General features: G+C 67.9%; 13 protein-coding genes. 9 read left to right on the top strand and 4 right to left on the bottom strand.

The features are described from left to right. Nucleotides 1–81 precede the first annotated feature (81 nt). A complete protein-coding gene (locus ACESK5_RS04620; RefSeq protein ID WP_372910375.1) occupies nt 82–1,086 on the top strand; it encodes a hypothetical protein in 1,005 nt (334 codons plus the stop codon). A 70-nt stretch (nt 1,087–1,156) separates the two neighbouring features. Beyond that, on the top strand, nt 1,157–1,495 hold the full coding sequence (locus tag ACESK5_RS04625) for a thioredoxin family protein (RefSeq protein ID WP_372910376.1): 339 nt from the start codon (nt 1,157–1,159) through the stop codon (nt 1,493–1,495). A gap of 181 nt (nt 1,496–1,676) precedes the next feature. Here the strand turns inward: ACESK5_RS04625 and ACESK5_RS04630 are convergent, their stop codons facing one another. Next, a complete protein-coding gene (locus tag ACESK5_RS04630) occupies nt 1,677–3,011 on the bottom strand; it encodes a ribonuclease catalytic domain-containing protein (protein ID WP_372910377.1) in 1,335 nt (444 codons plus the stop codon). A 224-nt stretch (nt 3,012–3,235) separates the two neighbouring features. Then, nucleotides 3,236–3,538 carry a hypothetical protein gene (locus ACESK5_RS04635; protein ID WP_372910378.1) on the bottom strand — a complete coding sequence of 101 codons (303 nt, stop codon included), beginning with the start codon at nt 3,536–3,538 and terminating at the stop codon, nt 3,236–3,238. Between the two features lie 226 nt (nt 3,539–3,764). On the opposite strand from ACESK5_RS04635, the gene ACESK5_RS04640 reads away from it, so the two are divergent. The 6 genes from ACESK5_RS04640 to ACESK5_RS04665 all read left to right on the top strand — a co-directional run bounded on the left by ACESK5_RS04640 (nt 3,765) and on the right by ACESK5_RS04665 (nt 10,099). Continuing rightward, on the top strand, nt 3,765–4,244 hold the full coding sequence (locus tag ACESK5_RS04640; protein ID WP_372910379.1) for an RNA-binding protein: 480 nt from the start codon (nt 3,765–3,767) through the stop codon (nt 4,242–4,244). Nucleotides 4,245–4,352: 108 nt separating this feature from the next. Beyond that, complete coding sequence (locus ACESK5_RS04645) at nt 4,353–5,225, top strand: universal stress protein (RefSeq protein ID WP_372910380.1); 873 nt, start codon at nt 4,353–4,355, stop codon at nt 5,223–5,225. Between the two features lie 78 nt (nt 5,226–5,303). Beyond that, complete coding sequence (gene sepF / locus ACESK5_RS04650) at nt 5,304–5,660, top strand: cell division protein SepF (RefSeq protein WP_372910381.1); 357 nt, start codon at nt 5,304–5,306, stop codon at nt 5,658–5,660. A gap of 448 nt (nt 5,661–6,108) precedes the next feature. Beyond that, nucleotides 6,109–9,072, top strand: a complete 2,964-nt coding sequence (gene uvrA / locus ACESK5_RS04655) for an excinuclease ABC subunit UvrA (RefSeq protein WP_372910382.1) — start codon at nt 6,109–6,111, stop codon at nt 9,070–9,072. Nucleotides 9,073–9,160: 88 nt separating this feature from the next. Next, the gene (locus ACESK5_RS04660; RefSeq protein ID WP_372910383.1) at nt 9,161–9,577 is read left to right on the top strand and encodes a hypothetical protein; all 417 of its coding nucleotides are present in this window, start codon (nt 9,161–9,163) and stop codon (nt 9,575–9,577) included. 42 nt (nt 9,578–9,619) lie between these two features. Further along, nucleotides 9,620–10,099, top strand: coding sequence for a hypothetical protein (locus ACESK5_RS04665; RefSeq protein ID WP_372910384.1), 480 nt, complete (start codon nt 9,620–9,622; stop codon nt 10,097–10,099). Nucleotides 10,100–10,134: 35 nt separating this feature from the next. Here ACESK5_RS04665 and ACESK5_RS04670 read toward each other — a convergent pair whose 3' ends face one another. Then, entirely contained in the window at nt 10,135–11,232 is a 1,098-nt protein-coding gene (locus ACESK5_RS04670) for a right-handed parallel beta-helix repeat-containing protein (protein ID WP_372910385.1), read from the bottom strand. 247 nt (nt 11,233–11,479) lie between these two features. Beyond that, complete coding sequence (locus ACESK5_RS04675) at nt 11,480–12,613, bottom strand: serine hydrolase domain-containing protein (protein WP_372910386.1); 1,134 nt, start codon at nt 12,611–12,613, stop codon at nt 11,480–11,482. 79 nt (nt 12,614–12,692) lie between these two features. Between ACESK5_RS04675 and ACESK5_RS04680 the strand changes: the two genes are divergently transcribed. Beyond that, nucleotides 12,693–13,691 carry a WD40/YVTN/BNR-like repeat-containing protein gene (locus ACESK5_RS04680; RefSeq protein ID WP_372910387.1) on the top strand — a complete coding sequence of 333 codons (999 nt, stop codon included), beginning with the start codon at nt 12,693–12,695 and terminating at the stop codon, nt 13,689–13,691. Nucleotides 13,692–13,718: the final 27 nt, after the last annotated feature.

Genomic DNA, 13,718 nt, shown 5'->3' on the forward strand with positions numbered 1-13,718 from the left:
CTCGTCAGACGCTCTCTGAGGGGCGCCAGTCGCATAATTCTCTCCGACACACTTAACAACTGATAGGTTGTGGGTGGTGGTATGCAACGCCGACAGGTACTCGCCTCGCTCGGTGCCCTCCTCGCTGCCGGGTGCCTGGGTGCGAAGCGCCCCGAAACCGCGTCGGGCGTCCGGACCGAGGGTGACCTCTCGCAGGTGACCCGCACGCCGGAGTCGACCGACACGCCCGAACCGACAGCGACCCCGGAACCGACCGAGACGCCCGAACCGACCCCGTCCGAAGAGAACGTCGACGCGGGCGACGAGGCCATCGAACGCGTCCAGTCCGCGTTCGCCGACACCGTGGAGACGTACACCGGCTCCGACGACGGCGCACTGGCCGACGTCCCGTTCACGACTGGTGCGTTCGACGTCCGGACCGTCCTCCTGTCGCTCGACACGGTCCAGTCCGAACTCGCCGCCGCCGAATCGGCTGCCGTGACGGACGACCAGCGCGAGACAGTCGCCGACCTCCGGGTCGCCGAGACGTTCCTCACTCACGCCGCACTCGCGCACTCGTACTTCGTCGAGAGCACCGACCGCCTCGACGCGACCTACGCCGCCTTCGACGCGGACGCGGACGCCGACGACGAAATCGACGCCGTCTCCGACGCCGAGAACCGCTTCGACACCGTCTTCGACCGTGGGAGCAGTCGCGTCTCCACCATCAAGAACGACGTCGACGACGACCCAGTGGCCGTCGCCGCCCCGTTCGACGACGACACCTACGACGACACGGTGGAGCGGTTCGAGGTCATCCGCGCCATCCTCGACGACGCTTCGTCGGGACTGGACCGCATGCTCCAGGGCCTCGACGAGTTCGAGGAGGCGCACGAGGACGAGGAGGACGACGACGACGACGACGCCGCCGACCGGGCCGACGAGGCACGCGAACTGTTCGACGAGGCGTACGACCTCTTCGACGACGCGGCCGACGCCGCCGGCGACGCGGACGACGACGACCTGGAGGCGCTCCTCGAGGACCTCCGCGACGTCGCCGACGAGCGGTACGTCGACGCCGACGACTTCTACGACGACGTCACGTGATCCGTTCCCGCGACACACCGTGACGCGCCCGAACGCGCCGTTTTTGTTCCCGGGGCGACCATCGACGGGTATGCAGACGCTGAACCGCCCCGTCCCCGTCGAGACGAGCGCGGAACTCGACGCGCTCGCCGCCGAACACCCCCTCGTCCTCGTCGAGTTCTACACGAACGGGTGTGCGATATGCCAGTCCATCGAACCGGTCCTGGGGAACGTCGCCCGCGCCTCCGACGTCGTGGTCGCCACCTGTAACCCACAGACCGACCTCTCGCTCGTCGAGCGCTTCGGCGTGCAGAGCGTTCCGACCCTCGTGCTCCTCGAGGACGGCGAAGAGGTCGGCCGCCTCGCCGACGGCTTTCAGAGCACGGAGGCCATCCTCGAATTCGTCGAGGACGCGCGGTCGGACATCTGATATCGAATCTGATAGCTGGCGGCGCAGATTCAAGTAGGCGGTGGCACACCGGACGAGTATGGACACGCTCACACTCCGCGACCGCCTCGTCTTCGTCCTGCTGGCGGCGGGGACCGTCACGCTGTCGATGGCGTCGTCGTCGACGCTGACCTTCTAGCGTTTCGCTTCCCGCACTCAGCGCCTAGCTCCCCACGCTCTCTTCTTCGGGCGGGAGACCGTCCTCGTCGACGACGTTCCCCTCGTCGTCGACGGTGACGACGCCGCGGTTGTTCACGGCGTAGGGGTCGAGGCCGATTTCTTCCATGAACTGCTTGTAGAGTCGCTCGGCCGTCTCGGCGTCCTTCTGTCTGTCGGAGGCGCGGTCGCACAGTTCGACGAGGTCCTCGGGGACGTCGTTCTCGTGGACAATCCAGTGGTTGATGAGGTCCGAGAGGCGGCGGATGGGCGAGGTGAAGTGGCCGTAGATGTCGAAGTTCAACGCGTGGTGTCCGCCGAACGGGTCGTTCATGTACTTCGCACGGGGCATCACGCGGAGGACGGCGCGCTGAATCTTGTTGAGCGACCGGCCCGGTGCCTCCTCCAGCGCCGCGTTGACGGCCTTCCGCGGGTCGTCGAACGACGCACCGGGGATGGAGACCCCGTCGAGTTCCATGATCTCGGTCAGCGCCTTGTCCCACTGGTCCGGGGTGGGCTGTGGGTGGACGCGGTACATCGCCTCGACGCCGCGGCCCCACATGAGTTCGTGCGTGACGGCCTTGTTCGCCTTCAGCATACACTCCTCGATGATGGTGTGCGCGCGGTCACGACTCGGGTTCAGGACGAGCGACCCGTCCTCTTTCCGCTGTTCGTGCATCTTGTCCGCGAGTTCGTACGCGAGGACGTTCTCCTCGTGGAGCGGGGCCTCGGCGTCGTCGAGACGGTTCTCACACTGCGTGTAGGTGAGTCGCTCGTTCGAGTTGATGACGGACTTGTAGATGTCGACGGACTCGAACGAGAGCGTCTCGCGGTCGATGTGCATCTCGACCGTGTGTGCCAGTCGGTCCTCGTTCGGGACGAGCGAGCAGACTGTCTCCGCGAGGGTGGGCGGGAGCATGTGGACCGTGTAGGCGGGTAGATAGACCGTGTTGCCTCGCTTGACGGCCTCGGCCCACATCTCCGAGCCGGGGTGGACGTAGTGAGAGACGTCGGCGATATGGACCCACAGCGTGTACTCCTCGTCGCCCTTCTCGATGGAGATAGCGTCGTCGAAGTCCTGGGCGTCAGCGGGGTCCGTCGTCCACGTCGTCAGGTCGCGGAAGTCCTGGCGTTCGTCGACCGCCGCGCGGATCTCCTCTTGGACGTCCTCGGTCCGCGCTTCGGCTTCCCGGAGGACCGCGCGGGGGAACTTGTCTCGTAGCTCGAACTCCTCGAACAGCTCTTCCCGCTTGTTTTTGAGATGGCGGGCGACCTCGGCGTCGATCTCGACCGGGCCCTGGCCTTCGGCGGTCCCGGCGTACGCCTGCTCGTCGTTCGACATGCCCTGGGATAAAAGCGAGAGGTAGTTAGTCGTGTCGGGCCAGTGCTCTCGGGGGTCGTCTCCCTGTTCGTCACCGACCACACGGTGCCCGCCGTCGACTGGTTCGTCACGCGGGACCGGGGCTGAGCGGATACGGACGGCCGAGACGCCGTCTCGGTTCGATGAAACGAGCGGGAGCGGAGAGACGGGGAGGGGGTGGGGGCGAACCGGGGGGTCGGGAGTGGCTACCGTTCGCGTTCCTCGGCCGACCCGTACCGCTCCTCGACGGCGCCGACGTACCGCGAGAGGAACTCCTCCTGGCTCAGCCCGTCCTGTTCGATGCTGAGGAGGAGCGACTCGAGTTCGTTCCGCGGCTGGTGGCAGAGCGTGCGGTAGCACGCCTTGCAGAGGTACTCGAACTCCTTGTCGTGTCTGTCCCAGCGGTTCCCCTCCTTGTCGTACTCGCGGGCGTCGGCACGGAGCACCGACTCGCCGCAGGCGATGCAGACGACGGTTTTTCGGTCCCGGTTCGACCGAGAACGCCACATATTCCTCCACATGGCCGGGGGTTACTTAGCGTTTGTCAGCGACGTCTGACGCGAGTCGCACACGCGGCCTCGCACGCTCCGCGCCGGGGGCAACGGGCGGTCCCCGCGTGACCGTTCGGTCGCGTGCCATCCTCCCCCACAGACGCGTCGGCACCATGGCCGACCGACGCGTCGCGGAACGAGTCGCATCGGTCGTTTTATCGGGTGGGACGGCCCATCTGCAGACATGAAGGTCAAGTCTCGACACCACCTGCGGAGCGACGAGATACGCGACTTGCGCGAGACCATCGCGACACGGGCGGGGGTCGACCTCGCCGGCGACGCGTTCGAGAAGGTCGACCTCTCGGAGACGAAGTTCGACGTCGTCCTCGTCGACGGCTCCCCCGCCGTGATGTTCGTCGACGACGACCCGTTCCTCACCGTCACGGGGGCGAACGACCACCCGCCGACGGCACACGTCGTGACCGTCGACTCGGGTGCCGTCTCGTTCGTCTCGGGCGGCGCGGACGTGATGCGTCCCGGCATCGTCGGCGCCGACGAGGACATCGACGAGGGCGACCTGGTGGCGATCAGAGAGGAGACTCACGGGAAGGTCCTCGCCATCGGCCGCGCTCTCGTCCCGGGTGCGGAGATGCTCGGCGACTCGGGCAAGGTCGTCGAGAGCGTCCACCACGTCGGCGACGACCTGTACGACCTGAGCATCTGACGCCCCGTCCCGGTCGGTAGTCGCCCGAGTGGCCCGCCGGAGACGACCGGTCCCACACCCCGAGGCTCGACCCCCCGGTATATGTCTTCGCGCGGTGACGTCTCACGTATGTACGACCGTCTCCTCTTCCCCACCGACGGGAGCGACCCCGCTCGCGAGGCACTCGGGTACGCCCTCGACATCGCGGCCGAACACGACGCGACGCTGCACGTCCTCAACGTGGCGGACACCAACCAGGACAGCCTCACCACGGTCGAGGGCCGGGTCGTCGACGTCCTCGAGAGCGAGGGGGAGGACCTCGTCGCCGAGGCAGTCGACCACGCCCGCGCCCGAGGCATCGACGCCGTCTCGGCCGTCCTGCAGGGCGACCCCACGCTCACCATTGTCGACTACGCCCACGAGCACGCCGACCTCGCGGTGATGCCGACCCACGGCCGGCGTGGGCTCTCCCGCCTGTTGCTCGGGAGCGTCACGGAACGGGTCGTCGGCGCCCTCGACGTCCCCGTCGTCGTCGTCAACCCCGCAGCGGACCGCACGCACCGGTATCCCCCGCGTGAGATACTGGCGGCGACCGACGGCAGCGACGCCGCGGGGCGAGCACTCGACGCGGCCCTCGACGTCGCCTGCGAGACGGGGGCGACCCTGCGGTTGCTCTCCGTCGTCGAGACGACGAGCCTGGGGTTCGACGTGCGCTCCGCCGTCGCGAGCGAGGAACTCGACGCCAGAGCGACCGCCGTCCTCGACGCCGCCGCCGCCCGGGCCACGGAACGGGGAGTCGACACCGTCACCCACGTCGCGCACGGCCACCCGCACCGGGAGATTCTCGACGCCCTCGACGACCACGCGGTCGACCTCCTCGCACTCGGCGTCCACGGCGAGACGGACTTCAGCCGGTCGGTGCTGGGTGGCGTCGCCACGAAGGTGCTCCGCACGTCGCCGGTCCCGGTGTTGCTGCGGCGCGACCCCGACCCCGGGGCGTGACTCGTCTCGTCCCCGACGTCTCCCCGTCATGCGAGTGTCTGACGTAAAACTAAGCCCCCTCACACCGCTGTACAGTGCATGGGAATCATGAATAAGCTCCTGAGTGGGGGGCAGAGTCACAGTACGGACGACTACGTCACGCTCGACCTGGACGACTTCGACACCGCCCGCGGCGGCGAGGCGCGAACGCAGGTTCACATCGCCGAAATCGGCGGCCAGCAGGACGTCATCGCCATCAAGGACGCCGTCTACGACGGCGACATCGTCATCGCCGACGTCACCCGTCTCCGCATCAACGACAGCACGATGGAGCACATCATCGACGACCTCCAGCAGGTCGCCCGCGAAGTCGACGGGGACATCGTCCAGAAGGGCGACGACCAGATCATCATCGTCCCGCAGGGCTGCGGTATCTCCCGCCGAAAACTCGCCTGACGGTCCCGCTGACTCGAACTGAGGCCGCTTCTCTCGCCGACAGTCGACCCCTGAGCACCCGCGTCGCCGACTCGACACGCCGCTCTCACCGTCGCGACTCACGGCCGACGAGGCGGAGCGGACGGGGAGCGAGCGGTCCACGACCGGTGGGATGGCCGCGGATCCGACGACCGACCGGCCGTCGACTGCCGAACCGGTGACCACCGAGACGACGAGCACCCGGTTCCCCGGCCTCGGATTCGTACCCGTCGTCGTCGCACTGCCCGTGTCTCTCCTGGTCGCCCGTCTGTGGGGCACCTCGCGCGCACGACGGCGCTGACGTGGGTTCGGCGGTCGTCCGAGACCCGGGCGTCTCTGGACGGCGCTGGCCGCGTCGAACCCGGTGGAGCGTCCGGCTCGGATACGCAACCGATGGGTATTCCCCCGCTGATTCCTTACCCCGACTCAGATGAGCAAGGACTTCATCGAGGTTCGAGGTGCAGAGGAACACAACCTGAAGGACCTCGACGTCCAGATTCCCCGCGAACAGTTCACGGTCGTCACGGGACTGTCGGGGTCGGGGAAGTCGTCGCTCGCGTTCGAGACCATCTACGCGGAGGGACAGCGACGCTACATCGAGTCGCTGTCGGCGTACGCTCGCAACTTCCTCGGCCAGATGGACAAACCGCAGGTCGAGTCCGTCGAGGGCCTCTCGCCCGCCATCTCCATCGACCAGAAGAACGCGGCGAACAACCCCCGCTCCACCGTCGGGACGGTGACAGAGTTACACGACTACCTCCGCCTGCTGTACGCCCGGGTCGGCACGCCCCACTGCCCCGAGTGCGGCCGCGAGGTGGGCGAGCAGTCGGCGTCGAACATGGTGTCGCGCGTCCTCTCGCTCCCGGACGGGACGCGCGCCAAACTCTGTGCGCCCGTCGTGCGGGACCAGAAGGGGGCGTTCAAAGACCTCTTCGACGAACTCGTTGCCGAGGGCTACTCGCGAGTGGAGGTCGACGGCGAGGAGTACGACCTCGCTTACGAGAAACCCGACCTCGACGAGAACTACGACCACACCGTCGACGTGGTGGTCGACCGCGTGAAGGTGTCGAACGAGGCCCGCTCGCGCATCACCGACTCGGTCGAGACGGCTCTCGAAGAGGCCGACGGCGTGCTGAAGGTCATTCTCCCCGACCCGCCCGAGGGCGTCCACCTCGGGGTCGAGAGCCGGTCGACGGGTGACCTCGCCGGCGAGGGCGACTCGCGCCTGGTGGTGGAGTTCTCCGAGTCGCTCGCCTGCACCCACTGCGGCATCGACTTCTCGGAGATCGAGACGCGTTCGTTCTCGTTCAACTCCCCGCACGGCGCCTGTCCCGCGTGTGAGGGCATCGGCAACACGAAGGAGGTCGACGAGGACCTCGTCGTGCAGGACCCCTCGAAGCCCATCAAACACGTCTTCGAGCCGTGGAGCTACAACCGGTCGTACTACCGGACGCGACTGGACTCCGTCGCCCGTCACTTCGACGTCTCGGTCGACACGCCGTTCGAAGAGCTCCACGAGGCCGTACAGGGCGCGTTCCTCTACGGCACCGACGACGAGGTGGTGTTCGAGCGGCAGACGAAGAACGGCACCCGACGGAAGACGAAGCGGTTCGAGGGCGTCATCCCCAACCTCGAACGCCGGCACGTCGAGACCGACTCGGAGTCGACGCGCGACCACATCGAGAAGTACATGGCGGTCACCACCTGCCCCGCCTGTGACGGCACGCGCCTGAAGCCGCAGTCGCGGTCGGTGCTCGTGCAGGGCACCGCCATCACCGAGGTCAACCGGATGAGCATCGGCGACGCGCTCGACCACTTCGAGGGGATGGAAGCCGAGATGGGCGAGCGCGAGCGGACCATCGCCGAGGAGATTCTGAAAGAGATTCGCGCCCGCCTCGGCTTCATGTGCGAGGTCGGACTGGAGTACCTGACGCTCGACCGTGAGGCCTCGACCCTCTCGGGCGGGGAGAGCCAGCGCATCCGCCTCGCGACGCAGGTCGGGTCGGGACTCGTCGGAGTGCTGTACGTGCTGGACGAACCCTCCATCGGCCTCCACCAGCGCGACAACGACCGCCTGCTCAACACGCTCGAGGGCCTCCGTGACCTCGGAAACACGCTCATCGTCGTCGAACACGACGAGGAGACGATGCGCCGCGCGGACAACATCATCGACATGGGGCCTGGACCGGGCAAGCGCGGCGGCGAGGTGGTCGCCCAGGGCGACTTCGACGAGGTGTGTGCCGCGGAGGACTCGGTCACCGCCGACTACCTCGCGGGGCGGAAGGCCATCCCGGTCCCCGAGGAACGCCGCGAGCAGTCGGGCACCCTCACCGTCCGCGGGGCCCGCCAGCACAACCTCAAGGACCTCGACGTGGCTCTCCCCCTCGGGACCTTCACGGCCGTCACCGGCGTGTCGGGGTCGGGCAAGTCGACCCTGATTCACGACATCCTCTACAAGGGGCTGGCCCGGCGGATGAACGACAACACCTCCGTCGACCCCGGCGAACACGACGCCATCGAGGGTATCGACGACGTCGAGACGGTGCGGCTCATCGACCAGTCGCCCATCGGCCGGACGCCGCGGTCGAACCCCGCCACCTACACCGGCGTGTTCGACTACGTCCGCGAGCTGTTCGCCGAGACCAAACTGGCGAAACAGCGCGGCTACAAGAAGGGCCGCTTCTCGTTCAACGTCAAGGGCGGCCGGTGTGAGGCCTGCGGCGGGCAGGGCACCGTCAAAATCGAGATGAACTTCCTGTCGGACGTCTACGTCCCCTGCGAGGAGTGCGACGGCGACCGGTACAACGACGAGACGCTGGACGTGACGTACAAGGACAGGACCATCGCGGACGTCCTGGGGATGGAAGTCGACGAGGCGTACGAGTTCTTCGAAGCCAACTCCCAGATTCGGCGGCGGCTGAAGCTCCTGAAGGACGTCGGCCTCGGCTACATGCGTCTGGGACAGCCCTCCACGACGCTCTCGGGTGGGGAAGCCCAGCGCGTGAAACTCGCCGAAGAACTCGGGAAGAAGGACTCGGGCAACACCCTCTACCTCCTCGACGAACCCACCACGGGCCTCCACAAGGAGGACGAGCGGAAACTCATCGACGTACTCCACCGTCTCGTCGACAACGGCAACACCGTGGTCGTCATCGAACACGAACTCGACCTGGTGAAGAACGCCGACCGCATCGTCGACCTGGGGCCGGAGGGCGGCGAGAACGGCGGCGAAATCGTCGCCCAGGGCACCCCCGAGGAGGTGGCACGCGTCGAGGCGTCTCACACCGGACGGTACCTCCGGGACCTCCTGCCCGACGTCGACGAGGAAGGGCCGCGGTCCGAACGCGTGCCGAGCGAGAAGAAGACGGCGAAGGCGCCGAGTGACGACGACTGAAGGCGCTGCCGGTCTCTCAGCCGTCTGCGCAGATATTCGAGTGGTATGTACGGATAGTTCTATGTCCAAGTATGACAATTGTTGACATATGACTCGAACGCTCAAGACCTCGGGCTTCCTCGGCCTGACGGTCATGATGCTCGTCGGGATGTACCAGCACTCGCTCGTCGCGGGCGGTGGTGGGGCTCCGAGCTGGCTGGTCGGTGGACACGCCCACCTCGGCGTCCTCTCCATCCTCGCCATCGTGATGGGGTTCGCCGTCGATGCGTTCGCTCTGACCGGTCGGCTCCGCTCCGCGGTGACGGGGCTGTTCGTCGTCGGACAGTGGCTCCTCCCGGTGAGCGTGTGGGTCGGTGTCGGCCTCGGCGTCACGATACTGCTCCCGGCCATCTTCCTGTGGGGTCTCTGTCTCATCGTCGCCATGCTCATCATGGTCTGGCAGGCGGCGACCACCGACCTGGGTGGTCGGGGGCCGACCCGGGGCGCGACGCCGGCCGACGACTGACTCCCCCTCGGAGTTTTGCCCGTGGCGGCCCCCACGACAGCCGTGCCCTCCCGTTCGTCCCTCGACCTGTTGCTCGCGCTCGTCGGCTGGGTCCTCCTCCTCTTCGTCCCGGTGAGCGTGGTCGCCGACGCGGCCTCCGTCTCGGTCGCAGGGGTCTCGGACCTCCTGCTGGTCGCCCTGCTCGCCGCTCCAGTCGCGACGTGGTTCTGGTGGACGGGCCGTCCCGTCGGTCCGCTGGGCGCGTGGTTCTTCTGGAGCGTGGCGCTGACGCTCGCGCTCGGACTCCCCGTCACGATTACGCTCGGTGTCCTCGACGCCGCCCCGACGACGGGGCGCTACCCCGCGCGCGTTCTCGGCGTCGGGTTCACCGCCGTCGTCTACGCCGGTGGGTACGTGCTGGGGTATCTCGACTGGGCGTCGCGCTTTCGTGACCTCCTGCCCGCCGTCGGCGCGGAGGGGCCGTGGTCCGAACGCGTGCCGAGCGAGAAGAAGACGGCGAAAGCGCCGAGCGACGACGACTGAGTCGGCGCGCTCGGCCTCGGCACCCTGCCGTGCGGTCAGCTACCTCTTCCCCGTCCTGGTGGGTTTCGGAGGAACGGTTCGTACGTGACGTTCCCGACCACGTCGGACTGGTCGTCGTCGTCCGCCGCGACGTTCTCGGGTGCCTCCTCGGGCCCGTCCCTGCTCCTCCAGTAGTTGTTCTTCGCGTCGACGACTGGCGCGTCCGACGCGCCGTTCTGGTTGTTCAGACCGACTGCGACGAGGAACTGGTTCGCACGGAACGTGACGCCGCTCCCGTCACCGTCGATTTTGACGGCCTCGGGCAGAATCGTCTCGGCGCTGGTGATGTCTTCGACGACGTTGTGGTTGACGTCGGTGTCGACCGTCGATGTCGACGCGATGTTGATCCCCTGTGCGAAGGTGAATTCGAAGTCGACGCCGTCGGACTGGTCCGAATCCGTGGCGTCGTCGGCGACGAGGTCTCTGATCTCGTTGTTGTTGATGCTCACCCCGTCGGTGTCGTGCTGGACGACGATTCCCAGCGGAGCGACGTCGCTCTCGATGCTCTGGATGACGTTGTTGTTGACTCCCGAGTTCGAGAGCGTCCCCGGGTCGCTGTTATCGGCATCGAAGAGGACGCCATTGGCTGTCGGGAAGCCGGAGTCGTCGGTCGTCTCCTGGTCGAGGTTCCGTATCGTGTTGTTCGAGACGTCGATGCCGTCGTGGTCACCCTGACCGACGACGATGCCCGTGACGCCGAGTCTCCCCGTTGGGCCGACGTTTTCGACGACGTTGTCCGTGATCGTTACCTCGTCCCTGTCACGCTCGACTTTGATGCCGAGGAGTCCTCCCGCATTCGTCACGGTGAACCCCTCGAACGTCACGCCGTCGGCGTCGAGAGACACCGCTGCGCCGGTCCCGCCCGCCCCGACGATGGTCGGGTCCGCAGTCGTCTCGATGGCCACACCGACGTCGACGACGACCGGATCGTACGTCGCCGAGTCCGTCACTACCAGTGTCTGCCCGGCACTCGCTGCGTCGACCGCGTTCTGGAGCGCGGCTCCGCCGCCGGAAACCGTCGTCTCCGCGGCGGCCGTCCCCGACACCGCTGCGCCGCCGCCGAGGACGACGCCCGTCACCGCACTCGTCTTCAAGAAGGTCCGTCGGCAGAGTCGCGTCCGAACCCGGTCTGGTTCTCTGTCTCGTGTCATGTGTTTTCGAGGGGCGTGGTCGGCCCGCCGTTCTCAGACTCACCCGTATTCGTATCGGTACCGGCGGACGCCCATCGCTCCCTGAACGTATCAGGGAGTAATGTCAAATGTATCTATCTCTCGACTGTCAACTGGAGGGAGCGATACGTCGTCTGTCCGGGCTGGTCTCGTAGACTTCCCGACGGCGGACTCACCCGAACACCGTTCGGACGGCGTCGGCCACCGCGTTCACCCGCGCGCCGTGTTCGTACTCGTGGCGGATTCCGTTGGTGACGTACGCCATCGCCACACCGCCGGGGTCGGCCCAGCCGACGATGCTCCCCAAGCCGCCGTGGCCGAACGTTTCGGGCGGAGAGAGCGATCCGTACTTGTCCCACGCCGTCCCCCCGCAGCCGAACCCGAGTGCGTACCGACTCGGGACGCCCATCGTCCCGTCGCGTTCGACTTCGACTTGACAAGTCGTCGCCGCGGCCACCGTCTCCTCGGAGAGGAGTCGCACGCCGTCGAGTTCGCCCCCGTTCGCGAGACAGGCGTAGAAGCGGGCCATGTCCCGGGCGGTGCCGATGCCCGTCGCAGCCGGGACGACCGCCCGCTGGATGGACTCCCTGTCGAACAGCGCCGCGGCGTCCTTCGTGCTCGTCTCGAGGCCCGCCCCCGACTCCCGGCAGGAGTCGTACGGTTCGAAGCCGACGAGAGTCGCCACCGCGTCTCCCGGGACGCCGTCGGGGAGGCCGATGCTCGTGTCGTCCATCCCCAGCGGTTCGAAGACGTGTTCGCGGGCGTACTCGTCGACCGGCGTCCCGGAGACCCGCCGGACGAGTTCGCCGACGAGGAATCCGTACGAGAGGGAGTGGTACGCCGCCGTCTCGCCCGGTTCGAAGACGAGACCGGCGTCCTCCATCGCCGTCACGGCGGTGTCCCAGTCGCCCCACTCCCCGGGCCGTTCCTCGAACCCCGTCGTCGGGAGGCCGGCCTGGTGGGAGAGCACGTGTCGAACCGTCACGTCGGCCTTCCGGTCGTCGCCGCGGTCGAACGTCGGCCAGTGCGCGACGACGGGGTCGTCGTAGTCCAGCGCCCCCTGGTCGCGGAGGTGGTGGAGACAGACGCCCGCGTAGGGCTTCGTACACGAGAAGAGCAGGTGACGCTGCTCGGGCGTCGTCTCCACCCCCTCGGAGCCGGTGACGCCGCCGGCGACGTCGAGCACGGGGGTGGTCCCGTCGTACACCGCCAGCTGTGCTCCGTGGTGGAGGCCGGCGTCGAGGTGCGCCTCGAACAGGTGGCGGACGCGTTCGGGGCCAGTCGCGTCGAAGAGGCTGGTTGACACGTGGTGGGAGACTGGTGTCGCGGTGAAAGGCGTTGTGGCGCGTCGCCGAGGCTTTGACGCCGGCGCTCGTCTCTCCGGTATGGACCGTCTGTACGCCGCCCTCCCCGACCGTGTGGCAGCCGTCGACGTCGACGCCGACGGGGCCGAGGTTCGCCGGGAGACCACCCCGACCCCCGACGCCTCGGTTCAGTGCGTCGCTGCCTCGCCCGTCGACGCCGACGCGGTCTGCTGTGGCACCGCTGACGACGGCCTCTTCCGGTCGACAGACGCGGGGGCGACCTGGGAGTCGGTTACGGGTATCGACCACGTCCGACTCACGAGCGTCACCTGCGCGCCCGCCGACGCGGACGTCCCCGCGGACGTCACGTGGTGGGCCGGCACCGAACCGAGTCGGGTGTACCGCTCGTCCGACGGGGTGACGTGGCGCGCGTGCGACGGCCTCACAGACCTCCCTTCGTCGTCGTCGTGGGCGTTTCCGCCCCGTCCCCACACCCACCACGTCCGGTGGGTCGAGGTCGACCCGCACGACCCGGGCCACCTCTACGTCGCCGTCGAGGCCGGCGCGCTCGTCCAGACCCACGACGGGGGTGAGACGTGGGAGGACCGCGTCGAGGGGTCGCGGCGCGACACCCACTCGATGGCGACCCACGCTGGAGCGCCGGGCCGTGCCTACTGCGCCGCCGGCGACGGCTACGCCGAGACGACCGACGGCGGGGAGACGTGGCACCACCCACAGGAGGGGCTCTCACACCGCTACTGCTGGAGCGTCGTCGTCGACTCGGCGGACCCCGAACACCGACTCCTCTCCGCCGCGAGCGGTGCGATGCGCGCCCACCGGGCGGGGTCGGCCGAGACGTACGTCTACCGGAAGCACGGCGAGGCGCCGTGGGAACGCGTCGACGGGTTGCCGACGGGTGACGGGGTGACGCGGTACGTCCTCGCCGCCGGGCGCGAACGGTTCTACGCGCTGTCGAACGCGGGACTGTTCCGCTCCCCGGACGGCGAGTCGTGGGACCGACTCCCGCTCTCGGTGGCTGACGACGTCACTGCCGCCGGTCTCGTTACTCGCTCCCTCTGAGCCCGACAGTGACCGTCCGAGGACCGT

This window comes from Salinigranum sp., from assembly GCF_041641895.1.
In the GTDB taxonomy this organism is placed as follows: domain Archaea; phylum Halobacteriota; class Halobacteria; order Halobacteriales; family Haloferacaceae; genus Salinigranum.

What these genes read in the sequence shown, in the direction of transcription:
- ACESK5_RS04620 (WP_372910375.1), top strand. Translation starts at nt 82, where the DNA reads ATGCAACGCCGACAGGTACTCGCCTCGCTCGGTGCCCTCCTCGCTGCC.
- ACESK5_RS04625 (WP_372910376.1), top strand. Translation starts at nt 1,157, where the DNA reads ATGCAGACGCTGAACCGCCCCGTCCCCGTCGAGACGAGCGCGGAACTC.
- ACESK5_RS04630 (WP_372910377.1), bottom strand. Translation starts at nt 3,011, where the DNA reads ATGTCGAACGACGAGCAGGCGTACGCCGGGACCGCCGAAGGCCAGGGC.
- ACESK5_RS04635 (WP_372910378.1), bottom strand. Translation starts at nt 3,538, where the DNA reads ATGTGGCGTTCTCGGTCGAACCGGGACCGAAAAACCGTCGTCTGCATC.
- ACESK5_RS04640 (WP_372910379.1), top strand. Translation starts at nt 3,765, where the DNA reads ATGAAGGTCAAGTCTCGACACCACCTGCGGAGCGACGAGATACGCGAC.
- ACESK5_RS04645 (WP_372910380.1), top strand. Translation starts at nt 4,353, where the DNA reads ATGTACGACCGTCTCCTCTTCCCCACCGACGGGAGCGACCCCGCTCGC.
- sepF (WP_372910381.1), top strand. Translation starts at nt 5,304, where the DNA reads ATGGGAATCATGAATAAGCTCCTGAGTGGGGGGCAGAGTCACAGTACG.
- uvrA (WP_372910382.1), top strand. Translation starts at nt 6,109, where the DNA reads ATGAGCAAGGACTTCATCGAGGTTCGAGGTGCAGAGGAACACAACCTG.
- ACESK5_RS04660 (WP_372910383.1), top strand. Translation starts at nt 9,161, where the DNA reads ATGACTCGAACGCTCAAGACCTCGGGCTTCCTCGGCCTGACGGTCATG.
- ACESK5_RS04680 (WP_372910387.1), top strand. Translation starts at nt 12,693, where the DNA reads ATGGACCGTCTGTACGCCGCCCTCCCCGACCGTGTGGCAGCCGTCGAC.